Origin of the sequence: Dubosiella muris, assembly GCF_004793885.1 — a bacterium.
GTDB classification, from domain to species: domain Bacteria; phylum Bacillota_I; class Bacilli_A; order Erysipelotrichales; family Erysipelotrichaceae; genus Dubosiella; species Dubosiella muris.
Window position 1 is genome coordinate 24,076 of the sequence record NZ_SRYG01000007.1, and the last position, 22,122, is coordinate 46,197.

The 22,122-nt window shown below is 51.6% G+C and carries 23 protein-coding genes and 2 tRNA genes; 5 read left to right on the top strand and 20 right to left on the bottom strand.

Annotated features, from left to right (window positions below):
* Positions 1-14: 14 nt before the first annotated feature.
* Positions 15-1,154, bottom strand: coding sequence for an acyl-CoA dehydrogenase (locus E5336_RS04485; protein ID WP_135979880.1), 1,140 nt, complete (start codon positions 1,152-1,154; stop codon positions 15-17).
* Between the two features lie 182 nt (positions 1,155-1,336).
* Between E5336_RS04485 and E5336_RS04490 the strand changes: the two genes are divergently transcribed.
* Entirely contained in the window at positions 1,337-2,461 is a 1,125-nt protein-coding gene (locus tag E5336_RS04490; protein WP_135979881.1) for an amidohydrolase, read from the top strand.
* Between the two features lie 103 nt (positions 2,462-2,564).
* Positions 2,565-3,773 (top strand): acetyl-CoA C-acetyltransferase, encoded by a 1,209-nt coding sequence (locus tag E5336_RS04495; RefSeq protein WP_135979882.1) that lies wholly within the window; start codon positions 2,565-2,567, stop codon positions 3,771-3,773.
* 70 nt (positions 3,774-3,843) lie between these two features.
* Here E5336_RS04495 and E5336_RS04500 read toward each other — a convergent pair whose 3' ends face one another.
* The 9 genes from E5336_RS04500 to gmk form a co-directional block, all read right to left on the bottom strand.
* Positions 3,844-4,401, bottom strand: a complete 558-nt coding sequence (locus tag E5336_RS04500) for an ATP/GTP-binding protein (RefSeq protein ID WP_135979883.1) — start codon at positions 4,399-4,401, stop codon at positions 3,844-3,846.
* The gene (locus E5336_RS04505; protein WP_135979884.1) at positions 4,398-5,348 is read right to left on the bottom strand and encodes a zinc-dependent peptidase; all 951 of its coding nucleotides are present in this window, start codon (positions 5,346-5,348) and stop codon (positions 4,398-4,400) included. The genes E5336_RS04500 and E5336_RS04505 overlap by 4 nt, the downstream gene beginning before the upstream one ends.
* A 58-nt stretch (positions 5,349-5,406) precedes the next feature.
* A complete protein-coding gene (gene rbfA, locus E5336_RS04510) occupies positions 5,407-5,775 on the bottom strand; it encodes a 30S ribosome-binding factor RbfA (protein WP_135979885.1) in 369 nt (122 codons plus the stop codon).
* Entirely contained in the window at positions 5,775-7,634 is a 1,860-nt protein-coding gene (gene infB / locus E5336_RS04515; protein ID WP_277820787.1) for a translation initiation factor IF-2, read from the bottom strand. Before infB ends, rbfA begins: the two co-directional genes overlap by 1 nt.
* 8 nt (positions 7,635-7,642) lie before the next feature.
* Entirely contained in the window at positions 7,643-7,936 is a 294-nt protein-coding gene (locus tag E5336_RS04520; protein WP_135979887.1) for a L7Ae/L30e/S12e/Gadd45 family ribosomal protein, read from the bottom strand.
* A complete protein-coding gene (rnpM, locus tag E5336_RS04525) occupies positions 7,929-8,186 on the bottom strand; it encodes an RNase P modulator RnpM (RefSeq protein WP_135979888.1) in 258 nt (85 codons plus the stop codon). The genes E5336_RS04520 and rnpM overlap by 8 nt, the downstream gene beginning before the upstream one ends.
* Before the next feature lie 12 nt (positions 8,187-8,198).
* The gene (nusA, locus tag E5336_RS04530) at positions 8,199-9,854 is read right to left on the bottom strand and encodes a transcription termination factor NusA (RefSeq protein WP_277820782.1); all 1,656 of its coding nucleotides are present in this window, start codon (positions 9,852-9,854) and stop codon (positions 8,199-8,201) included.
* 13 nt (positions 9,855-9,867) lie between these two features.
* Positions 9,868-10,326: a ribosome maturation factor RimP gene (locus tag E5336_RS04535; protein WP_135979889.1), complete on the bottom strand. Its 459-nt coding sequence runs from the start codon at positions 10,324-10,326 to the stop codon at positions 9,868-9,870.
* Between the two features lie 107 nt (positions 10,327-10,433).
* Positions 10,434-11,012, bottom strand: a complete 579-nt coding sequence (gene gmk / locus E5336_RS04540; protein ID WP_135979890.1) for a guanylate kinase — start codon at positions 11,010-11,012, stop codon at positions 10,434-10,436.
* Positions 11,013-11,217: 205 nt separating this feature from the next.
* On the opposite strand from gmk, the gene E5336_RS04545 reads away from it, so the two are divergent.
* Positions 11,218-11,291, top strand: a tRNA-Trp gene (locus tag E5336_RS04545).
* An 89-nt stretch (positions 11,292-11,380) separates the two neighbouring features.
* Here the strand turns inward: E5336_RS04545 and E5336_RS04550 are convergent.
* The 8 genes from E5336_RS04550 to E5336_RS04585 all read right to left on the bottom strand — a co-directional run bounded on the left by E5336_RS04550 (position 11,381) and on the right by E5336_RS04585 (position 17,351).
* Positions 11,381-12,010, bottom strand: a complete 630-nt coding sequence (locus E5336_RS04550; protein WP_277820783.1) for a TVP38/TMEM64 family protein — start codon at positions 12,008-12,010, stop codon at positions 11,381-11,383.
* Positions 12,011-12,094: 84 nt separating this feature from the next.
* A complete protein-coding gene (gene mscL, locus E5336_RS04555) occupies positions 12,095-12,490 on the bottom strand; it encodes a large-conductance mechanosensitive channel protein MscL (RefSeq protein WP_135979891.1) in 396 nt (131 codons plus the stop codon).
* A gap of 17 nt (positions 12,491-12,507) precedes the next feature.
* Positions 12,508-13,527, bottom strand: coding sequence for a UDP-glucose 4-epimerase GalE (galE, locus tag E5336_RS04560; protein ID WP_135979892.1), 1,020 nt, complete (start codon positions 13,525-13,527; stop codon positions 12,508-12,510).
* 2 nt (positions 13,528-13,529) lie between these two features.
* Positions 13,530-13,997 (bottom strand): CpXC domain-containing protein, encoded by a 468-nt coding sequence (locus tag E5336_RS04565; RefSeq protein ID WP_135979893.1) that lies wholly within the window; start codon positions 13,995-13,997, stop codon positions 13,530-13,532.
* Positions 13,994-15,784 (bottom strand): aminopeptidase P family protein, encoded by a 1,791-nt coding sequence (locus tag E5336_RS04570; RefSeq protein ID WP_135979894.1) that lies wholly within the window; start codon positions 15,782-15,784, stop codon positions 13,994-13,996. The genes E5336_RS04565 and E5336_RS04570 overlap by 4 nt, the downstream gene beginning before the upstream one ends.
* Before the next feature lie 70 nt (positions 15,785-15,854).
* Positions 15,855-16,559 carry a hypothetical protein gene (locus tag E5336_RS04575; RefSeq protein WP_135979895.1) on the bottom strand — a complete coding sequence of 235 codons (705 nt, stop codon included), beginning with the start codon at positions 16,557-16,559 and terminating at the stop codon, positions 15,855-15,857.
* 10 nt (positions 16,560-16,569) lie between these two features.
* Positions 16,570-17,199 carry a hypothetical protein gene (locus E5336_RS04580; protein ID WP_135979896.1) on the bottom strand — a complete coding sequence of 210 codons (630 nt, stop codon included), beginning with the start codon at positions 17,197-17,199 and terminating at the stop codon, positions 16,570-16,572.
* 76 nt (positions 17,200-17,275) lie between these two features.
* Positions 17,276-17,351: transfer RNA gene (locus E5336_RS04585), tRNA-Gln, on the bottom strand.
* 117 nt (positions 17,352-17,468) lie between these two features.
* Between E5336_RS04585 and gltX the strand changes: the two genes are divergently transcribed.
* Together gltX and E5336_RS04595 are read left to right on the top strand one after the other, a co-directional pair.
* Complete coding sequence (gene gltX / locus E5336_RS04590) at positions 17,469-18,938, top strand: glutamate--tRNA ligase (protein ID WP_135979897.1); 1,470 nt, start codon at positions 17,469-17,471, stop codon at positions 18,936-18,938.
* Between the two features lie 38 nt (positions 18,939-18,976).
* Positions 18,977-19,774 carry a mechanosensitive ion channel family protein gene (locus E5336_RS04595; RefSeq protein ID WP_277820784.1) on the top strand — a complete coding sequence of 266 codons (798 nt, stop codon included), beginning with the start codon at positions 18,977-18,979 and terminating at the stop codon, positions 19,772-19,774.
* On the opposite strand, the gene E5336_RS04600 is transcribed toward E5336_RS04595, so the two are convergent.
* Entirely contained in the window at positions 19,743-20,582 is an 840-nt protein-coding gene (locus tag E5336_RS04600; RefSeq protein ID WP_135979899.1) for an HAD family hydrolase, read from the bottom strand. The genes E5336_RS04595 and E5336_RS04600 overlap by 32 nt on opposite strands.
* Positions 20,583-20,678: 96 nt before the next feature.
* Positions 20,679-22,121: a sialate O-acetylesterase gene (locus E5336_RS04605; RefSeq protein WP_135979900.1), complete on the bottom strand. Its 1,443-nt coding sequence runs from the start codon at positions 22,119-22,121 to the stop codon at positions 20,679-20,681.
* Position 22,122 lies beyond the last annotated feature (1 nt).

Here is a 22,122-nt window from a genome sequence, read left to right on the forward strand (position 1 = left end):
CATGATCCTTTCTATTATTTAAGCATTGCTCCGGAGATAACCATCCGCTGTACTTCGGAAGTTCCTTCGTAGATTTCGGTGATTTTCGCATCGCGGAACATTCTTTCAACTGGAAGATCACGAGTATAACCGTAACCACCCATCAACTGGATCGCTTTCGTAGTGACGTCCATGGCTGTTTCTGCGGCAAACAGTTTCGCTTCAGCGGCTAAAACGGAATATGGCTCTCCGTTTTCTTTCGCCATCGCAGCTTTGTATACGAGCAGGCGGGCTGCGTCAACGGCCGTCTGCATGTTCGCAAGCTGGAACTGCGTGTTTTGGAATTTGGCGATTGGCCGGCCAAACTGCTTCCGTTGTTTTACATAAGGGATCACTTCGTCGATCGCGCCTTGCGCAATACCCAGCGCCTGCGCCGCGATACCGATACGGCCGCCATCCAGCGTCTGCATGGCGATTTTGAATCCCTGTCCTTCTTTTCCAAGGAGGTTTCCTTTCGGAACCCGCACGTTGTTGAAAATCAACTCGCTCGTCGCGGAGCCGCGGATTCCCAGTTTCTTTTCATGAAGACCGATCGTGAAGCCCGGCGTATCCTTTTCGATGATAAAAGCGGAAATACCGCGCGTTCCTTTGGACTTGTCGGTCATGGCGAAGATGACATAGATGTCGGCCTCGCCGGCATTGGTGATGAAGATCTTCGTTCCGTTGATCACGTACTCGTCGCCATCCAGAACAGCCGTTGTCTGCTGTCCGGCCGCGTCGGTACCAGCGTTAGGCTCCGTCAAACCGAAGGCGCCCAGTTTCTCGCCGCTCGCCAGCGGTTTCAGGAACTTTTCCTTTTGTTCCGGCGTACCGAACTGCGCGATCGGCCAAGATCCTAGCGAGGTGTGCGCGGACAATACGACACCCGTCGTCGCGCATTTTTTGCTGAGTTCTTCGACAGCTAAGATATAACTTAAATAATCAGCCCCGGCTCCGCCGTATTCGCGCGGATAAGGGATCCCTAACATTTTGCTTTGACGCATGACTTCGACGCTTTCCTTTGGAAAACGCTCGTTTTCATCAACGTCTGCAGCATTTTCTTTCACTTCGTTTTCTGCAACTTCTCTGAACAACTTCTGCATCATTTTCTGTTGTTCCGTTAAATTGAAATCCATAAATGAAGTTCTCCTTTCCCATAATAATTGAACTTTTTAATGTGGATTGCATGAAATGATCAACGTTTTCATACGAATCTATTTTACAAACCAAACGATATGAAGTCAATACTATTTGTTAAATAATTAACAAGTGATACAATAGAATTTGTGTGAAGGAATATGTGAAAGGAGAGTTTGATATGCTATTTAAAAACGCACATGTGTTCCCTGTAGAAACGGACCCCTTTGTCGGCGATGTCCGCGTCACGGGAAAAAAGATTGCCGGGATAGGCGTCGACTTGCAGCCCGAACAAGGCGAGGAAGTCGTGGACTGTACCGGTTTTCGTTTGTATCCGGGCATGGTGGAAGCCCATTGCCATTTGGGTATGGAGGAAAGCAGCATTCGAAGCGAAGGCGACGACGTCAACGAGATGTCCGATCCCCTCACCCCGCAAGTCCGGGGCATCGACGGCTGCTATCCGCGGGATGAAAGTGTCGCGAACGCCCGAAAAGCCGGCGTCACCTGCGTGGCCGCCGGACCGGGAAGCGCCAATGTCGTGGGCGGAACGTTTGTTTGCTACAAAACGTTTGGCGACTGCATCGACGACATGGCCATCGTGGAAAACGTCGCCATGAAAGCCGCTTTTGGTGAAAATCCAAAGCGTGTTTACCAGGACTCGAAAATCAAGACAAGAATGAACATCGCCGCCCTGCTGCGCAATTTGCTGTTTAAAACACGAGAGTACATGGAAAAGAAAGCGGCGGGAAACGATGTGCCATTCAACATCCAGTACGAAGCGATGATTCCCGTTTTAGAAAAGAAAATGCCGCTCAAATGCCACGCCCATCGCAGCGACGACATCTTGACGGTTATTCGAATCGCGAAGGAATTCGACTTGGATGTCACGCTTGACCACGTCACCGACGGAGCCGTCATCGTCGATCAAATCAAAAAAAGCGGATACCCTTGCATCGTCGGACCATCGCTCACCCACAAATCCAAGTACGAGCTCCAGTCCAAATCGTTCAAGACGCCAAAAGTCATCCACGACGCGGGAATTCTTTTCTCTATTACGACCGACTCGCCGGTCGTTCCGCAAGAATACTTGCCATTGTGCGCGGCTTTGGCGCACAAGGAAGGCTTGCCGGAAGCGGCGTGCATCGAGGCGATCACGTTGTCGCCGGCTAAAATTTTGAAAATCGACGACCGGGTCGGAAGCATCCGGATTGGCAAAGACGCGGACCTGATTTTATGCAGCGCATCCTTGCTTGATCCCCAAAACGAGATCAAAGCCGTTTTCATCGACGGTCAAAAGGTGGCGTGACAACATTCGTTAATTATTTCACAAACTGTTGACACCCACAAAAAGATGACCTAATATATCTGTAGAAATCTCAAATGAATGAGTAGAAAGTGAGTTATTAGAAATGAATAAAGCTTATATTGTCGCTGCGAAACGTAGCGCGATCGGAACCTTTCTTGGTAGTTTGACGACGGTTCCAGCGGCTGAACTCGGAGCTACGGTTCTGAAAGAAGCCATCAAGGAAGCGGGGATCCAGCCTTCCGATATCAACGAAGTTATTATCGGAAACGTCATCTCGGCGGGGTTGGGACAAAACATCGCCCGTCATATCTCATTGGACGCGGGAATCCCTGAATCCGTTCCAGCGCACGCGATCAACATGGTTTGCGGTTCCGGTCTTGAAGCCGTAATCGAAGCGACGATCCGTATTCATGCCGGCTGGGGAGACATCTTTGTTGCCGGTGGTGTGGAAAACATGTCTGCCGCCCCTTACCTGCTCAATGGCAAAAACCGTACCGGAACGAAAATGGGCAACCAGACCGTTGTCGACGCGATGACATACGACGCGCTGACCGACGCGATGAACAATGTCCACATGGGTGTGACAGCCGAAAACATTGCGAAGAAATACGACATTACCCGCGAAATGCAAGACGAGTTCGCGCTGGCTTCCCAGGAAAAAGCCTTGAAAGCGATCGCGGATGGCAAGTTCAAAGACGAGATCGTTCCAATCGAAATCAAAACGAGAAAAGGCGTTACGGTTTTCGATACCGACGAGCATCCACGTGCGACAAGCATGGAAAAACTCGCGAAGCTGCGCCCGGCATTCATTAAGGATGGAACGGTTACCGCAGGAAACGCTTCGGGAATCAACGATGGCGCGTCGATGGTCATCGTTGCCAGTGAAGAGGCTGTTAAGAAATACAACCTGAAACCAATCGCTGAAATCATTGGCTGCGGTCAGGGCGGCGTCGATCCACTCGTAATGGGTCTTGGTCCTACGCCGGCGATCCTCAACGCATTGAAAGACGCGGATATGAAACTGCAAGACATCAACTTGATCGAGTTGAACGAGGCGTTCGCATCGCAGTCGCTCGGTGTTGTTCACGAACTGATTGAAAACACAGGTATCGACCGCGAAGCGCTGCTGGAAATCACGAACGTCAATGGTGGCGCGATCGCATTAGGCCATCCGGTTGGCGCATCCGGAAACCGGATCCTCGTTTCCCTGCTGCATGAAATGATCAAGCGCAAAGCGGAATATGGTTTGGCTTCTCTTTGCATCGGCGGCGGAATGGGTGTCGCTGTCATTGTTAAAAACTGCGAAGACTAATATTCAAAATAAAAAGAGCTGCAACGAATCCATGATTTTTAGAAATCACTTGAGCGTCACAGCTCTTTTTTTATATGCGGATGATCGCTTCCTCCATCCGGTTGATTTTTTGTTCAAAGTCGTCCATCGCCTCGATTCGAACAAAACCGGGATGGCGGCACCAGGATTCCACGAAACGTTGATCCATCGCGCTCGCTTCTTCCTCGTTCTCCAGCCGATGGGCATTCGTTTCCTTTCGATAGACGCCATGCCCCGCGACCGTTTGTAAAACGAGCACGCCATCATAGCGCCCAAGAAGGCTTTCGCAGCTCTCCCCCTCCTCGTGGAGCAGTCTTTCAAACAACGTCGCCGGCAAATACGCCTTGTGATCCATCAATCCCCGATCCAGCAGCAGCAAATCCGCCGTTTCGGCTTCGGCGTCCTCCCTTCGACGCTGCCGCTCAAAAATCTCCTTTTGAAACGCGTACACGCCATGGCTGGATGGCGAAATTCCTTCCTCCAGCACTTCGGTCGCGATTTCCTGAAACAGCGCGACCCGCATCCCGCGCTGTTCCAGTCGTTGTTTCAAGATGGGCAAGGCGGTTGTTTTTCCAGCGCAAGGACCACCCGTCAACACGATTTTCTTCATTGTGTTCCCTCCCCGTAAAGATTTTGAAAATATTGAAACGTTTGCGGCGCTTTCTCCAGCAATTCGTCCGGGTACAAAAGGTAGTATTTGGACGCTTCCGCAAAAAACTCCGCCACGCTCGTGGAGGCGTAGTCGTTCAAGCTTCTTCCTTCGGCCGCGTATAAAGATTGAAACGCCGGACTGTCGCTCAAAAACACTTCGTTGTACGCCCACTGGTAGTCAAATATATGCGACAGCTCGTGGGCGAGCGCGTGAATGTAGTAGTCTTGCGGCTGCAACACCCGGTCGGGCATCGACAAGTCGATGTACGGCCCAGTTAGGTCGCTTCGCAAAATCCGGACGGCCATATCCGCGCTGTTGGCGTATCCAATCATGTTTTCATGGTTTTTCGCCGGTTCCTCTTGAAAGAAAAACGTGTCTTCCATCAGGATGATCGACGTGCATCGCTCCAGCAAAAACGATGGCAGCGCCCGAACAACCGTATCCGCGAACCGGTCCGCCTCTTCCTGGCTTACCGGCTCGGTCTGGACGAAACGAATCGTCGGCAAGCCGCTGTATTCAAAAACTTGCGCGTCCAGCGTATCGACCTGGGCTTGCGCTTCCATCATCGCGGTTTGACGCACTTGCTGCCGCAACTCGTCCTCGGCGATGGCCGTCCAGCGCGGAAGGACGCGTTGTCCAATCCCAATCAGCAAAAAGCCGAAAACGAGCAAGCGCACCAGCCGGTGCCGCTCCAGCATCACCGACAGCGCCGCGAAAACGGCCGCGAACAAAGACCAGGCGCCAATCATTTCCGGACTTAAAAACCGCAGCAGAAGAGGCGCGAGATGAATTTGATCAAGAACAGGATCTATTTGTCTGATTCCGTACGCCAGCGCAAACAATCCGGTCGCGACAAGCAGCGCCGTTCCCGCCCCCGTTCCAAGAGCTTTTAAGAAACGCTTCATTGTTTTTCTCCTTTTTTCCATTATACCTGAAAACACCTGCGCCACAAAAAAAAGAAGATTACGATTCTTCTGTCTTCGTATCTTCTTTTTCATTGATTTGCTTAATGATGTTGTCGATTTTACGTCCGCGTTCCAGCGATTTGTCCTGAACAAAAATCAAATCCGGCACTTTTCGCATTTTGACGTTTTTCGCCAATGTCGATCGAATAAATCCTTTGGATTGATTCAAGATCTTCATTCCCGCCTCGTTGCGATCCTGCTGTCCTAAAAACGAGACAAATACTTTCGCCTGCGACATGTCGCGGGTGCATTGAACATCCGTTACCGTCACAAATCCAAGTTTCGGGTTTTTCAACTCGAACTGAAGGATGCGGGAAATCTCCTTCATAAGAATCGCGTCCATGCGATCCTGTTTTACTGTTGCCATTATTCAACCACTTCCTGATCTTCGAATGCTTCGATGATATCGTCCACTTTGATATCGTTGAAGTTCTCTATCGTCATACCACATTCGTAGCCGCTCGTCACTTCTTTTACATCGTTCTCGAAACGACGCAGCGAGCCAAGCTTGCCGGTATAAATCACGATTCCATCCCGAATCAGCCGCACAGAGCAATCGCGGCGAACCGCGCCATCGGTGACCATACAGCCGGCAATCGTGCCGACTTTGGAAACTTTGTAGGTTTGCCGTACCTCGGCCTGTCCAATGACGACTTCCTCGTAAACCGGCGCGAGCATACCCTTCATCGCCGATTCAAGTTCCTCGAGTGCTTTATAAATAATATTGTGCAGACGAATCTCCACGCCTTCCTCTTCGGCTTTCTTTCGAATCGCCGCGGTTGGACGGATGTTGAAACCGTAAATAATCGCGTTGGATGCGCTAGCCAGCATGATATCCGATTCGGTAATCGTACCGACAGTCGAGCGGATGACATTGACCCGGACGGTATCCACATCGAGCTTCTCCATGCTTGCCTTGAGCGCTTCGGCAGATCCCTGCACATCTGCTTTGATCAAAATATTGATATCCTGCACATCGCCTTCGTTGATTTGGCGGGCCAGATCTTCCAGCGACATGGCGGAAGTCTGGTTCCGTTCTTTTTCAATTTGTTTTTCAAGGCGATGTCCGGCGATCTCGCTCGCTTTCTTGTACGAGGCGTACGTCATGAACACGTCGCCGGCGCGCGGCACTTCGTTCAAACCGATAATTTCGACTGGTGTCGATGGTCCGGCCTGTTTGATTTCCATGCCTTTGTCGTTGGTCATTTTACGCACCCGGCCAAAGCTCGTTCCTACCACGACGCTGTCGCCGGAATGAAGCGTTCCTTGCTGCACAAGCAACGTCGCGACCGGTCCGCGGCCTTTGTCGAGTTTCGCCTCGACGACGGTTCCCGACGCGTTCGTATCCGGATTGGCCTTCAGCTCCTGCATGTCGGCGACTAAAATCAACGTTTCGAGCAAGTCGTGGACGCCTTCGCCGCTTCGTGCTGAAATTTGGGTAAAGATCGTATCGCCGCCCCATTCTTCCGGCATGACGCCAAGATCCGACAATTCGGCCATGACTTTGTCCGGATTGGCGCCCGGCTTGTCGATTTTATTGACGGCGACAACGATTGGAACGCCAGCCGCCCGGGCGTGGTCGATGGATTCTTTCGTTTGCGGCATGACGCCGTCGTCCGCCGCGACAATCAAAATAACGATGTCGGTGATTTGCGCGCCACGCGCCCGCATCGCGGTAAAGGCCTCGTGGCCCGGCGTGTCAAGGAAGGTGACTTTGCGGCCGCCAACGGAAACCTGGTACGCACCGATGTGCTGGGTAATGCCGCCAAACTCGCCGCTTGTGACATGCGTTTTTCGAATCGTGTCAAGAAGCGTCGTCTTTCCATGGTCGACGTGTCCCATGATCGTAACGACCGGCGGGCGCGGCTTCAAGTCTTTCTCGTCGAATTCAAGACTTCCGATTTGTTCCTCGATATCGTCTTCTTCGATCACGACTTCCTTATGCGGCGTCACGTTGAATTCCATACAAATCAATTCGATTTCTTCATCCGAAAGGACCGTATTGATCGTGGACATATTCCCCATCATGAATAAAAATTTGATGATTTCGGAACTGTTTCGTTTCATGAGTTCCGCGAGTTGTCCAACGCTTAACGCCGAACTGTACGTGATGTCCTTGACATGCTCCTGTTGTCTGCGTGGTGCGTTGTTGCGGGAACGGTTGTTGTTGCGATTGTTGCTGTTCCCTTTTTTGGCTGGTTTTCTTCTTTGTTGTGGTTTGGCCATTTGATCACTCATCCTTTCATATCTTTCACGATCCCTTTGGCGAAATTGTCGTCCAAAATCGCCAGGGACATCATTGGTTTTTGCGAGATCTGCTCGAATTGCTCTGCGTCGATTTCAAAGATCGGCACTTGGTAATACGCGCATTTGTCTTTTAATTTTTTTTGGCGGTTGCCTCCGCAGGCGCTCGAAAACAAAACGAGCTTGGCCTGTCGCGACTGAATCGCCCGCAGCAGCTGGTCGCCAATGGCGCACTGTCTGGCGCGCATCGCCATTTGAATTTTCGATATCAGCTGACTAGGCACGAAGCATCGCCTCTAATTCGTCATAGATTTCCTGCGGGATCGGGGCTTCCAGGGCGCGTTCCAGCGCTTTGGAGCGCTTCGCTTTTTCCAGCGTTTCCATCGACTTCTGGATATAGGCGCCATGCCCGTTTCGTTTTCCCTTCAAGTCGATCTCGATCGTATCCTCCGGCGTGCGGACAATCCGGACAAGTTCCTTTTTTGGAAAACGCTCGTTGGTGACGACGCATTTGCGCATCGGAATTTTCTTCATCGGCATCCCTCCTTAATCATCGTAGTATTCGTCGTATTGCTCGTAGTCGACATCATCGTCCCAGATGTTGTCTTCCATTTCGTCCTCTTCGATTTCAGCAAGCTCCTCGTCGGAATAAATTGGCTTCATCGCGTCAAAATCCGGCTTCTTTTTCGCCACAGGCGCCTTCTCCTCTTTTTCCTCGATCAGCTCTCCCAGCGTCTTTTCCTTCTTCGGCGTCTGGATTTCCTCTTTTTTCGAAGCGTCCGCCAGTTTCTCGAATTTTGACGTGTATTCCTTTACGGCGTGCTCCTGGTTGGCTTTGCGCATCTCTTTGGCTAAACGGGCCGCTTCTTCCATTTCATCCACGACTTTTTCGCCTTCCTGCGCCGCCTGCAAATTTTCCTCTTCGGTCGCGTACAACGATTCGATCATTGGCTCGCTGTCGTCCTCGTCCTCGCCAAAGTCAAAATCGGCGATGTTGACATCTTCGATTTCTTCCTGGTTTTCTTTCAAAGCTTTGATTTTTTCCTGCTGCTTGTAGGCGCGTTCCGCGGCTTTCTTCGCTTCGTATTCCTCTTGCATTTGCGCCGCGATCGCCATGTAGTCAATGCCGAGCTCTTCCATTTCGCTTTGCGATTTGATGTCAATTTTATGGTTGGACAGCTTGACAGCCAGACGCGCGTTTTTGCCGCGCTTTCCAATCGCCAGCGACAGCTGATTATCCGGAACAACGACGATCAATCCATCTTTTACTTTGTCGTTTGGAATGACCGCGATTCCCTCGCTAGGCGAAAGCGCGTTGGCGATCAGGGTGGCGATGTTGTCCGACCATTCGAAGATGTCGATCTTTTCGCCGTTCAATTCGTTGATGATCGCCTGCACCCGCGCCCCGCGCGGACCGATGCAGGCGCCAATCGGGTCGATGTTTTCATTATGGGACAGCACGGCGATTTTGCAGCGTTCGCCCGGATCACGCGCGATGGCCTTGATTTCGATGATTCCGTTGTAAATTTCCGGCACTTCTTTTTCAAACAGACGACGGACGAAAACCGGCGTGGCGCGGGACACCGCGACTTGCGCCCCCTTGGTTTCTTTGTTGACTTCGGTGATGACCACATTCAGACGCTGTCCTTCCGTGTATTGTTCCGTCGGGATCTGGTCCCCTTTTTTCATGATGGCGTACGTCTTTCCGATATCGACAATAATGAATTTGTTTTCGACCGTTTCCACGACGCCGGAAACCATTTCGTTGACTTTATCGCAATACTCTTCATAAACCTGTTGTTTTTCGGCTTCGCGGATTTTTTGTTTCATGACGTTTTTCGCCAGCAAAACCGCGGCGCGGTCGAATTGCGTAAAGTCGACTTCCTCGTCGATGGTATCGCCGATTTGCGCCCGCGGGTCGATCGCTTTGGCTTCCTCGAGCGAAATTTCCAGTTCGTCGTCCGTGATGTCGTCATCGTTCATGACTTCCCGCACTTGATAAATGTGCACGATGCCGTTGACGATCTCCACTTTGACTTGCACGTCGCGCAGCTCGGTTTGTTTTGAGTGCGCCTTCATTTGTTTTTGATACGCTTTCGTCAGTGCTTCCTTCAATGCGTCTTCCACGATCGCCGGATCGAGCTGATGGTTGCTTTCGATCCCTTGCAAGGCGTTCGCCAGACTCTCTACCTTCAATTTCATTTTCTTTCTTCTCCTATAACTTAACGGCTGTCATGATCAGCGAAATGTTTTCCATGTCGATTTCCGCTTTTTTCGGACGGCCTTTCACTTTATATGCGACAACGATGTGGTCGGGACTCACTTCGATCAAATCGCCAAAGACTTGGTCGATGCCTTTTTTCGGGTCCTTGAGTTTGACGTACACATACGAATGCAGGGCCCCTTCGATTTGCTCATAAGTTTTCAGCTCCCGTTCGGCTCCCGGCGAGCAAACCTCAAGCATATACTCTTTGTCGTTCCAGTCCTTTTCGTCGAGCATGGCGGAAATGGCGTCCGAACACAACGTGCAAACATCCAAATCAACGGTTCCGCCGGGCTTTTCGACAGAAACACGCAGGATGGCTGTGGGTTCGTCGGGCAGCCATTCCAATTCATACAGACGGCATCCATATTGTTCGAGGGCTTCCTCGATCCACTGTCTTAAATTGTCCATTTACTCTCCTCTTTTCAAAATTGAAGGAGTGGTTTTACCCACTCCTCGTTTCCTATCACTAGAAATGTACCACAAATCCCTTGCTGTTGCAAGTTCGGTACCGGCACTCATTTGTTTTCTTCCAGTTCAATATGGCGCAGGATGATCGTTTCGATCAGCTCTGCCGCGAGTTTCGGATCGTCGTTGCAAACGATGTATTTGTAGTTGGGAACCATTTTCATTTCGTTGGCCGCTTTCGCCAAACGCTCCTGAATGACTTCCTCCGGTTCGGACTTGCGCCCCCGGATCCGCTTTTCCAGTTCCTCCATCGAAGGTGGAATAATGAAGATCGAAATCGCATCCGGACATTTCTCCTGGACTTGCTTGGCGCCTTGGACCTCGATTTCCAGCAAAACGTTCTTTCCTTCGTCGCGCAGCCGCTCCACTTCACTCAAAGGCGTCCCGTAAAAATTGCCGACAAATTCCGCGTATTCCAGCAACTCGCCTTTTTTGATCGCTTCCTGAAACTTTTCCCGGGTTGTGAAGAAATAATCCTTTCCATCCACTTCCTTGTTTCTTGGCTTTCTTGTCGTCATCGACGTTGAATACGCCAGATTTAAACGCGCATTGCTTTCAAAATACTGCCGTATCGTTCCTTTCCCGACCCCGCTGGGACCACTCAAAATGATCAATAACCCACGTGACATGCATTTCTCTCCTTTTTGTAACATTTTAAGCCTTCCAAATTTATTCGTCAAATAGAGAATGTCCCATCCTTTTCGAATGGACGCAAAACCACCACAAGTCCAAGTCACGCTCTTCTTTCCATTTCGTCACAATCAAAAAAAATCGAATTTTTTTCATTTCCGTATTGAATTCCTTTTTCTTTGATGCTATTATTAGTAGGCACTTAGGGGTATAGTTCAATGGTAGAACAACGGTCTCCAAAACCGTTGATGTGGGTTCAACTCCTGCTACCCCTGCCATTAAAAAAACAACAGCTGAATCGTGAAAGATTCGGCTTTTTTTTCGACTTGTAAAAAGCGGACATCGGTCCGCTTCTTTTGTTTGTTTTCTAAATGAGTGCCATGCCTTTGACTAAAATATAGCTATACAAAAATGACGAAACCGGCTTTCCCAGCAAAATGATGATGAGAAACGTCTTGAACTTCATTTTCGTCAAGCCGGCAATCATGCACAACAAATCGTCCGGGGCGATGGGCAGAAAAATCAAGATCGCAAAAAGCTTCTTAAAATTTTTCGAATCGTGCAGCTTTGTGTAGTATTTGTTGAACAGCGCGGGATCGACCAGCTTTGCCAGCAGACGGACGCCGTACTTTCGAACGAGCCAAAACGCCGCGCAAGAGCCGATGATCACGCCAATATAGGAATACAAAAAACCGACAACGGTTCCAAAGCACAGCATCCCTAGCGATCCCGACACGCCGCCCGGCAAAATCGGCACGATGACCTCGATTGCCTGGAAGATGATAAACACAAGCGGACCGAACGGTCCCGCCTTGGCAATCAGCCGCTGCAAACGCTGCGGATCTTTGAAATAATTGTGCTGAAAGAAAAAAAGCACGATGGCCGCCAGCAAAATCGTGCCAAACACAAGCACGACAGTTTTCCATTTCGTGTTCGTTTGTTTGAGTGACACACCGGCCGAAGAGGCCGGCGTTCCCTGTTCCATTTTTTTATCCATGTCCCCTATTATATCCAAAATGCCGGGCAAGTCGCCTTCAACACCCAAAAAAAAAGCAAACCCGGGTTCGGTTTGCTTTCAAATTTACTTCGATTGGGAATTCTCTTTCAACAGATCGCGGATTTCCTGCAATAAAACGATGTCTTCCGAAGGACCTTCTTCGACTTCTTCCACTTTTTCCTCTTTTTTCTGAAAAATCGCGAATGCCTTCACAAAGAAGAACATGCACGCCGAAATGATTAAAAAGTCGATCACGCTTTGGATGAAAGCGCCATATCCAATTTGGGCTTCTCCAATTTCAAACATAAGTCCTTTAAAATTAATGCCTCCCAGCAGAATTCCTACAAACGGCATTAAAATGTCATTGGTCAGCGATTTGACGATTGTGCCAAACGCGCCTCCCATCACAACGCCGACCGCCATGGATACGACGTTGCCTTTCGCGATGAATTCCTTAAATTCGTTCATCGTTTTTTTCATATTGCTCTCCTCCTCGATTACTTGGAAAGATATCCGTCCGGATTCATCGTCTGCCATTTCCAGCTTGACGCGCACATCTCGTCGAGATCATACTGCGCCTGCCAGCCCAGCTCGTCTTTCGCCAAGTCGCATTGCGCGTAGCACATGGCGATATCGCCAGCCCGGCGAGGTTTGATGGCGTACGGAATCTCGTGGCCGCACGCTTTCTCGAACGCGTGAATGACATCCAGCACGCTGTAGCCTCTTCCCGTACCGAGATTGTATACTTTCAAGCCGGCGTTCTTTTTGATTTGTTCCAGCGCTTTGACATGTCCGTTCGCGAGATCGACGACATGGATATAGTCGCGGACGCCGGTTCCATCCGGTGTATCGTAGTCATTGCCAAAGACACCTACTTCCTTGAGCTTTCCAATCGCCACTTGCGCCACGTACGGAAGCAGATTGTTCGGAATGCCTTTTGGATCCTCGCCAATCAATCCGGAAGCGTGCGCGCCAATCGGATTGAAGTAGCGCAACAGCATCACGTTCCAGGACGGATCCGCCGTGTACACGTCCATCAGCATTTGCTCGATCATCCATTTCGACCAGCCGTATGGATTGGTGCACGTTCCTTTCGGACACGCTTCCGTGATCGGCATTTCCGCCGGACTTCCGTAAACCGTTGCCGATGAGGAAAAAATGATGTTTTTGACGTTCGCCTTCTTCATTTCCTCCAAAAGCACCAAAGTTCCGGCGATGTTCGTCGTGTAGTACTCCAAAGGCTTTTCCACCGATTCCCCAACCGCTTTCAAGCCGGCGAAATGAATGACGGCGTCGACATTTTCCTTTTCTAAAATAGCACGAATCGCTTCGCGATCCAAAATATCTGCCTTATAAAACGTTACCGGCCGCTTCGCGATTTGCTCCACACGCCGCAAAGCCTCCTCGCTGGAATTGGATAAATTGTCCACCACGACCACATCGTATCCCGCCTCCAGCAAGTCGACACACGTATGGGAACCAATATAGCCGGCTCCTCCTGTCACTAAAATTTTCATATTTATTTCTCCTTTGTCTTGCAATGAATCGCTTTCAAATCCGAATCTACGAAAAAATAATACATCGACTTGTTCGAATCAAAGCTTTCAAACACAACACTTTTATTATATTTTTGTTTTAATAAACGTTCAAGCCGAAAAACGACGCGCCAGTCGGCTTGCGATTCCAAAATTCGAAACAGCTTTGTGAACTGCTCCCCCGTCGCGCACGAGTACACCCGCTCCGGACTCTCTTTCTCGGGCTTGTCCCAGGCCAGGGTGATTGCGTACGAGCCCGGCTTGCGATAGTAAAAGGGATACGCCAACGCGTACAAACGACCGCAGCGCGAGCAAACATGCGAAAAATACGTCCCGTTTTGAATTCTTTCCTCCTGCCCCGGATCCATGCCCGCAATCAAAACAGTTTCTTTCAATATCTCAAACGGATGATCGCAATAAGGGCAAGTCATCGAAAACAATCGTTTGTTCACTTGGAAATCGGCTTTGTCGCCTCTTGCAGCCAGGCCGCCTCTTCTTCATTCAGGCGCGGCGAGATCTTGTCGTACACTTGCCGGTGATACGCGTTGAGCCAGGCAATCTCGTCATCCATCATAAGAGAAGGGTCGATGCCGTCCCGGTCAAATGGAACAAACGTCAGGTTTTCAAATTCCATGAATTGACCATATTTGTTTTTAGCTCCTTTGCGCACGACCATCTCGTTTTCATGGCGAATGCCAAACTTGCCTTCCTCGTACACGCCTGGCTCGTTCGACTGGATCATGCCTTCTTCCAGCACGGCCGAGTCGTTGCGCTCCGGCACGATTCGCCAGCGGAATCCATTGGGCGCTTCGTGCACGCTCAACAAATGACCGACGCCATGCCCCGTTCCGCATTGGTAGTCCATGTCCTCGTTCCAGAGCGGTCCGCGGGCAAGAATATCCAGATTCAATCCGCTGCATCCATAAAGGAAATGCGCCATTTCCAGACGAATATGCGAACGCAGCGCTTTGGTGAACCACGCTTTTTCCTCCCCGGTAAGCGGACCAAGCACGTAGGTGCGCGTAATATCGGTCGTCCCTTCCAAATAGTGGCCGCCACTATCCACGAGCAGCATCCCTTTGGGTTCCAGAGCGGAAAAGGATTGAGGCGTCGCCGCGTAATGCATCATAGCGGCGTTGGGTCCATACGCGCAAATCGTGTTGAAGCTATCCTCCAAATATCCTTCCTGCTCCTTGCGCCGCGCCTGCAAATAAGCGGCCGCGCTGAGCTCGTCCATCGGCTGCTTTTGGATCCCGTTTTTAAGCCAGTACATAAACTTCGTGCACGCCGCGCCATCTTTTAAATGCGCCTCGCGCGTGTTTTCAAGCTCGACTTTGTTTTTGACGGCTTTCATTTTCACGATCGGGCTGAATTGCTCGAACCGCTCTCCCTGAATGCCGGACACCAGCGTCGCGTTGATTGTCGAAGGGTCGATCCACGTCGTCCCTTGCAGCGTTTTCACCTCGTCGTAAATCGCGTCGTAATCACAAACCCGCACACCATGGCGGGCGAACAGCGCCTTTGACTCGTCATCCAGACGCGTCGCGTCGATGTAAAGAACCGCGCCGTCTTGAAAGACGATCGAATACGCCAGCGCCACAGGAAAACTTGGAATGTCGCTGGCGCGCAAATTGTAAAGCCACGCGATCTCGTCGATCTTTGTCAGCACGATTTGATCCGCGCCTTCCTCGCGCAGCCGCTCGCGAACACGCGCCAGCTTTTGATCCATTTCCGCGCCGGTATGCTCGACTCCATAATGAAAGGTCTTGGAATGCGGCAAAGCCGGCCGGTCCGGCCAAACCGGGCTGATCAAATCCAGATTGCTTTCAACGCGCAATCCGCTGGCGCGAAAGATCCGGTCGTATCGACGGGCCTCGCCAACGTTGACCGTCCGGCCGTCAAACGCCACGCATTCCTCTGGTTTTAAAATCGAGCAAATGTATGCCGGAATGGTTGGCACGCCTTCCATGCCCATTTTCATGAGTTCGATTCCGGTGTTTTCCAGCTGGGACGCCGCCTGAATAAAATAACGGCCGTCTGTCCACAGCGCGGCCGAGTCCAGGCCGACGACAAGCGTTCCCGCGCTGCCGGTAAATCCCGACAAGTATTTCCGGGCGCCGAAATAGTCGCAGACATATTCCGTGTCGTGAAAATCGGAGGTTGGCACGATGAGGGCCGACACCTTGTTTTTGCGCATTTCCTCGCGCAGCGCCCGCAGGCGTTCTTGAATCGTTTCCATCTATTTATATCCTTCTTTCCTTTGTATCCGAGCCTGACGCTCGACTGTGTCCAAACACAGTGGATGGCTTTTACACGGCTTTTGCGTCAACGCAGTAAATCATGTTGATAAAATCGAAGCCGTAATACGACAAAGTCACGAGCAGGGCGTACAACAGCAGCAGCTTGATTGTGAACGTGACGACGTTGGCGGCGCGGATCATGCGTTCCGTGCGCATATACTTGAAGTTGTTCCACAAAAACATCAGCGGAATGAACATCAAAAGCCCTTCCAGTAGCACGTAAAAGATCGACGGATTCGTCAAAAAATACATGTACGACTGGATGCTTCCGCTCTCCAAATCGTGCGTGAACCGCGCGACGCCCGAAAGGAACATGCTGTTGTTGAACACGCCCACCGCGCCGGCCAAGCCAATCGCTCCCACCAAGTACAATCCGGTGTTGACTATGATCGCGCTCGTCTTCCCTTTCCAGTCCCGCGGATATTTGGATGTGATGATCGCGGAGCGCGACAGGGCGCAAATCATCGTGAACATGATCCACACCGCGAAGATCTGCCGGTAATACGGCACGAGCCAATACACGCAGCAAAACACAAAACTAATCAGCAAAAAGAAATTGCCAAGATCGTCGATGAGCGCGTTCCAGCGCTTTTTTTTCCGAATCCCGAATTTCTTAAACGTAAAGATGGATGTCGCTTTTCGCAAGTCTTTGATCGGCACCAGCGACAAAAGCACCGCGATCCCGACAATCACCATCCAGGTCAACCAATCCATTCCAGCACCTCTATTTCTCTTTATGGCGCTGCGCGTTCCACTCAAAGTAAAACGGCGCACCGCACACCACGACCGCTCCCAGAAGCGGATACTCCACGATTCCCGCGTTCGAAAACCGGTTCGCCACGTAAATGAGTCCCAAATATAAAAGGAACAATCCGATAAAACCGACCCAAAACGAAACGGTGTCGCGTCGGGAATGCAGGGACAAAAAAGCAAGAACCAGCTTCAGCACGAAATAGACGAACACCACTTTCAGCACGGTTCCCCACGTCAGCGGCAGCGTCCCGATCATCGGCTGATGCGCAAGAAAGCGCGCCCCCACATACGGCCACACTTGTTCCACCATCACCCAGTACACAAACAAAAAAGAAAACAAATCACCAAGTTCCGCCTTCCAAAACGAAGCGGTTTTGACGTTTTTGCCAACGATGGCGCGCACCTCGCCGCGAATCGCCTCCGCGTTCAAATCCTCGTCGTTTTGCAGCAAGGCGTGATAGCGCGTCAGCAGCTCCCGCTGCTGCCGGGACGAACAGTTGTAGATTTTCGTCTGGGCCACGATCCAGTTCCACAGCGCCTCGTTTTTTCCCGGCACATTCAAGTTTTCGGCCGGTTCGCGAAAATAACTATATATATTCATAATTCCTATTGTACCTGTATGCGAAAAATCTGTCTATCGCAAAAAAAAGACATCCGAGGATGTCTTGATTTCAAATTGGCTGGGGTACTTGGATTCGAACCAAGGAAATGCCAGATTCAGAGTCTGGTGCCTTACCGCTTGGCTATACCCCAATCAGCCTCTAAATAATACAACGCCCTTTTCCAAAATGCAACCTTTTTTTGAAAATTCATTTCTTGAAACCCATCCTTATTCGTTATATCATTAGAAAAGCGAAAGGATGATTAATCATGAAAAAAACACGGACCCGTTTCGCGCCAAGCCCAACGGGATATATGCATATCGGAAATTTGCGAACCGCCCTGTTCGAATATTTGATCGCGAAACACGATGGCGGCGACTTCCTGCTACGAATCGAGGACACCGATCAGGAGCGGCAAGTCGAAGGCGCCGAGGAAATGATTTACAAAACATTGAAAGAATGCGGCTTGAACTGGGACGAAGGACCGGATATCGGCGGCGACTTTGGCCCTTACGTGCAAAGCGAACGTCTGCCGATGTACAAAGGCTACGCCGAAGAGCTCATCAAGCTGGGCGGCGCCCATTACTGCTTCTGCTCCGAGGAGGAAATCCAGGCCCAGCGCGAGGAAGCGGAAAGCCTTGGCCTCTCGTTTAAATTCGAAGACCCTTGCAAGCATTTGTCCGCCGAGGAAATCCAGGCCAAACTGGACGCCGGCGAGCCTTACGTCATCCGCCAGACGATCAAAAACGTCGGTGAAACGTCGTTCGAAGACGAAGTATACGGCCACATCGAATTTGACGGCGACCTTCTTGACGAGCAGATTCTCATCAAATCGGATGGATTCCCGACGTACAATTTTGCCAACATCATCGACGACCACCAGATGCAGATCTCGCACGTGGTTCGCGGCAACGAGTACTTGTCGTCGACGCCGAAATACAATTTGATTTACGACGCCTATGGCTGGGAAAGACCGCGCTATGTCCATGTGCCACCGGTGATGAAAGACGAGCATCACAAGCTTTCCAAGCGCAACGGCGACGCCAGCTTCCAGGATCTTGTCGCCAAAGGCTACTTGCCGGAAGCCATCATCAACTATCTGGCGCTGCTTGGCTGGTCGCCGGAAACCGAACAAGAAATTTACTCGCTCGACGAGCTGATCGACCAGTTCAAAATTTCCCGGATCTCGAAATCGCCCGCGATCTTCGATATCGACAAGCTGACCTGGATGAATGGCATGTATTTGCGCGCGATGGACGAAGACACGTATTTTGAAACCGTCCGTCCGTATTTGGAAAAAGCCATCCATGGCGACTACGATTTGCGGGAAATCGCCAAGATCATCCAGCCGCGCATCGACCATCTCGATCAAATCGCGGATTCCGTCGATTTCTTTGACGAGCTCGTTGAATACGATTTGGAAATGTACAAGCACAAAAAAATGAAAACGACGAAAGAAATCGCCCTCAAGTCGCTTTACGCGGTCAAAGACGCGCTGATTGCCCAGGAAGACTGGTCCAGCGAGCAATCCATCCACGAAACGCTGCTGGCCTTGCCAAAACAGCTGGAAATGAAAAACGGCCAGGTGCTCTGGCCTGTCCGCACCGCTTTGACAGGAAAACAATTCACTCCGGGCGGCGCGATTGAAATCGCGTATATTCTCGGTCAGGACGAGGCGCTTCGCCGCATTCAAATCGGCATCGACCGTCTTGAACTCGATTTAGATCAACCGGCTTAAACCGGTTTTTCTTTTTAGAAAGGAGCTCTTTTATGGATATGAGCGCACTCCCCTCTTTACTCATCAAGCTTGCCTATTCCGGGCTGATCGTCTTTCTCTCGTTTTTGATTGGGCCGAAAATCAAACGCATCATTGAAAAATGCGCTAAAAACCCGACCGAGATGGGCGCCATGACCTTCATCGGCTCCCTTTGCTCCATCGGGACGAAAACACTTGGCATCATCGTCGCCCTCGGTCAAATGGGCGTCGATACAACCGTGATCGTCGGCGCGTTTTCCGCATTGGGCCTTGGCATTTCCCTGGCCCTCAAAAACAACATGGCCAACGTCGCGGGCGGCTTGCAAATTATTTTGACCAAGCCATTCGCGGTCGGCAACTACATCTCGATTGGAACCAACGAAGGCACGGTGACGAAAATCGAAACGATGTTCACGACGCTGGTCACCTACGCGGGACAAGAAGTCATCATTCCCAACGCCCAATGCGTTTCCGAGATCATTGTCAACTACTCCCGCGAGCCTTACCGTCGCATGGCGATCGCTTTGCCCGTCCCGCTGGACACCGATGTCGAGGCGTTTCAAGCGAGTCTGAACACGTTGATGAAAGACGATCCGCGCGTGCTCAAGGATCCGGCGCCGCATTGCGCCCTCACTTCGTTTTCCGCCAGCGGCCAGGGCATCGTCGTGACCGCCTACGCCTACACGCTTCCCGAGTTGTACTGGGACGTCTTGTACGACCTCAATTTGGCTTTTCAGAAAAAAAGACTCGCCCAGGGCGTTTCCCAGCCTTACGAGTCCATTCAAATCATAGCAGATCCAGCCAGGCAAACGCTTTAAGGATCCCGTCTTCTTCCAGGTCGGCTGTCACCCAGTCGGCCTTTTCCTTCACCGCCGGTCTGGCGTTGCCCATCGCGATCGCGACACCGGCGCGCTCAAACATGCAAAAGTCGTTTTCTCCATCGCCAATGGCCGCCGTGTCCGAAGCCAAAACGCCAAAGTAGCGGTTGACGAGGTCCATGCCGGTCGCCTTCGAAATGCCCCGGCAGCCGATTTCCCCGCTTTCAGGTCCCAGTGGGGCGAAGGTCGCCCGGATCAAGTCGAATTCATCGCGAAGATCCGCTTCGATTTCCCGATACGGCTTCTTCGTTTCCAAAAAGCTGATTTTTGAAATCGGCTTGGCGAAAATCTCCTTCGGATCCAGCTCTTCCACGCTGTTGTAAAACAACGTCATTCCATGCGTCCGGGCCTGTTTTTCATCCAGTCCCGCGCACACCTGCTCGCAGCGCGCCTTCATCGCCCGCTTGGTCATGGCGTCGCCAAACACACCAAGGCGGCTTTCGTAGACGGCCGGAATGGCGTGTTCGTTTAAATACGCGGCCAGCCGATGGATTTGCGCCTGGGAAAAATGCCCATCAAACAGCAGCTTGTCCTTGACAAGAACCGTTCCGCCCGCACCGGCGATGATCGCGTCGTAATCAATTTTTTTCAAATCGCCATAAATCTCGACGAGCTGCCTTCCGGTGCATAAAACGATTTTATGTCCGTTGGCTTGCGCCTGCTCAATGGCGCGAAACGCGGAAGCGGGAACGTAGCCCTCATGGTGGAACAGCGTCCCGTCCGCGTCCAAATAAATGATTTTTTCCATCCTTCTCTCCTCCAAAATCCCTTTTTCGTCTCCGCTTTTATTTTACCTTATTTCCAAAGAAAAACGCGAAAGAGTAAAAATTCTTTCGCGTGCTCTTTATTCGATTTCGATTTGAAACGGAAACATCGGCAGCCCCAACGCGTTCCATGTGAGGCATTCCGGGTCGTTTTGCCAGGCGTAGGAAATCGTATGCGCCTTCCCCGCCACGCGTGCGATCCCTTCGCGAATCGGCGCCTCGATCGTTTGATCGTCGACGCAAAGCCGGATGGATCCCTGGTCGATGTTTTCAAAAACAAGCTCGACGTTTTCCTCGCCATGCCGCCATAGGCGCAGCTTCGGATACAAGGCCCGGAGCGCGGGATCGTAAAAAACGCGGCTGACAAGCTGCCCGAGCCGGGTGCCCACGACTTGCTTGTTCGTTGGATGGATATTGTACGAGTCGCCTTGGTCGAGCGTGCAAATCAAATCGACGTTCGGCTTGGCCAAAGCCTGCATCGCCTGCGCCTGCCGCAAGATCGGCCAGGTTTCGACGTACGTTTCCTCTTTATATCCTGGAAGCTGGACGAGAAAGAACGGCACATTGGCCCCTAGCGTGTGGCGCCATTCGTCAATGAGCGTGCCGAGCAAATGCTCGTACTGCCACGCCGATTTCGCGTCTTCCTCGCCCTGATACCACCAAACCGCCTTGAAGGGCCGGTTCAGCACCTGCCGCAGCATCGTGTCGCGCAATCCGCCCGGACGGCCAAAGTCCTTTTTTCCTTTCGGTCCCGGCCATGGCGTGTGGCCAAGCTCGTGCTTCAGCTGGGAAAGAGAGCGCTCAGGATAGGCGCGCTGGTAGTCGGCGACCGCCCGCTGGTACGTTTCCAGCTCGTTTTGGTACGCCGCCCGACAGGCGTCCTCCTCGGCTTCGCTTTGCGTTTCCAGCCCGTCCCAATACGGTTCGTAAAACGCCTGCCGCAGCTCCGGATCTTCCATAAGCGTTTGCTTGCGAATCCAGCAGCTCGCGCTCGTCCCGCCTTTGTAGCAGCCAATCACGCCAAGAGGCACATCCGTGTGGGTCGCGATTTCCAGCAGGGCGTACAAGGCGACCGCGGAAACGTCCTGAACGTTTTGGGCGTTTAATACGCGCCAGGCCAGCGGCTCGTCCCGGCCGTCGCCTTCGTATTCGACCTGGGGCACGCCCATCCAGCGAAAATCCTTGCCGTCCGCCGCTTTTCTCGCTTGCTCGTAATGGTCCTCGCTGCCCAGCGCGAATTCCATATTGGATTGGCCGGCGGCCAAATACAAGTCGCCAATCGCCACGTCGTCGATTTGAATCGTCGTATCCGCGCCAAAAAGCGTGAGTGTCAGCTGGCGGCCCGCTTCCATCGGCGGCAGCGAAAGCGTCCAGCTTCCCGTTGCGTCGACCAACGTTTTCCCGACCTGGTTTGCCAGCTGCACCGTGACGGATTCGCCCGGTTCGCCTGTTCCCCATACAAGGATGGGGTGTTGTCGCTGCAAAAGCATGTGATCGCAAAAACCGTCCGCGATTTTCAGCATA

What these genes read in the sequence shown, in the direction of transcription:
- mscL (WP_135979891.1), bottom strand. Translation starts at nt 12,490, where the DNA reads ATGAAAAAAACGATGAACGAATTTAAGGAATTCATCGCGAAAGGCAAC.
- E5336_RS04600 (WP_135979899.1), bottom strand. Translation starts at nt 20,582, where the DNA reads ATGGAAAAAATCATTTATTTGGACGCGGACGGGACGCTGTTCCACCAT.
- E5336_RS04505 (WP_135979884.1), bottom strand. Translation starts at nt 5,348, where the DNA reads ATGAAGCGTTTCTTAAAAGCTCTTGGAACGGGGGCGGGAACGGCGCTG.
- infB (WP_277820787.1), bottom strand. Translation starts at nt 7,634, where the DNA reads ATGGCCAAACCACAACAAAGAAGAAAACCAGCCAAAAAAGGGAACAGC.
- E5336_RS04550 (WP_277820783.1), bottom strand. Translation starts at nt 12,010, where the DNA reads ATGGATAAAAAAATGGAACAGGGAACGCCGGCCTCTTCGGCCGGTGTG.
- E5336_RS04580 (WP_135979896.1), bottom strand. Translation starts at nt 17,199, where the DNA reads ATGAATATATATAGTTATTTTCGCGAACCGGCCGAAAACTTGAATGTG.
- E5336_RS04490 (WP_135979881.1), top strand. Translation starts at nt 1,337, where the DNA reads ATGCTATTTAAAAACGCACATGTGTTCCCTGTAGAAACGGACCCCTTT.
- E5336_RS04605 (WP_135979900.1), bottom strand. Translation starts at nt 22,121, where the DNA reads ATGCTGAAAATCGCGGACGGTTTTTGCGATCACATGCTTTTGCAGCGA.
- rbfA (WP_135979885.1), bottom strand. Translation starts at nt 5,775, where the DNA reads ATGGCAACAGTAAAACAGGATCGCATGGACGCGATTCTTATGAAGGAG.
- E5336_RS04500 (WP_135979883.1), bottom strand. Translation starts at nt 4,401, where the DNA reads ATGAAGAAAATCGTGTTGACGGGTGGTCCTTGCGCTGGAAAAACAACC.
- gmk (WP_135979890.1), bottom strand. Translation starts at nt 11,012, where the DNA reads ATGTCACGTGGGTTATTGATCATTTTGAGTGGTCCCAGCGGGGTCGGG.
- rnpM (WP_135979888.1), bottom strand. Translation starts at nt 8,186, where the DNA reads ATGAAGAAAATTCCGATGCGCAAATGCGTCGTCACCAACGAGCGTTTT.
- nusA (WP_277820782.1), bottom strand. Translation starts at nt 9,854, where the DNA reads ATGAAATTGAAGGTAGAGAGTCTGGCGAACGCCTTGCAAGGGATCGAA.
- E5336_RS04575 (WP_135979895.1), bottom strand. Translation starts at nt 16,559, where the DNA reads ATGGATTGGTTGACCTGGATGGTGATTGTCGGGATCGCGGTGCTTTTG.
- E5336_RS04595 (WP_277820784.1), top strand. Translation starts at nt 18,977, where the DNA reads ATGAGCGCACTCCCCTCTTTACTCATCAAGCTTGCCTATTCCGGGCTG.
- E5336_RS04535 (WP_135979889.1), bottom strand. Translation starts at nt 10,326, where the DNA reads ATGGACAATTTAAGACAGTGGATCGAGGAAGCCCTCGAACAATATGGA.
- E5336_RS04495 (WP_135979882.1), top strand. Translation starts at nt 2,565, where the DNA reads ATGAATAAAGCTTATATTGTCGCTGCGAAACGTAGCGCGATCGGAACC.
- E5336_RS04485 (WP_135979880.1), bottom strand. Translation starts at nt 1,154, where the DNA reads ATGGATTTCAATTTAACGGAACAACAGAAAATGATGCAGAAGTTGTTC.
- galE (WP_135979892.1), bottom strand. Translation starts at nt 13,527, where the DNA reads ATGAAAATTTTAGTGACAGGAGGAGCCGGCTATATTGGTTCCCATACG.
- E5336_RS04570 (WP_135979894.1), bottom strand. Translation starts at nt 15,784, where the DNA reads ATGGAAACGATTCAAGAACGCCTGCGGGCGCTGCGCGAGGAAATGCGC.
- gltX (WP_135979897.1), top strand. Translation starts at nt 17,469, where the DNA reads ATGAAAAAAACACGGACCCGTTTCGCGCCAAGCCCAACGGGATATATG.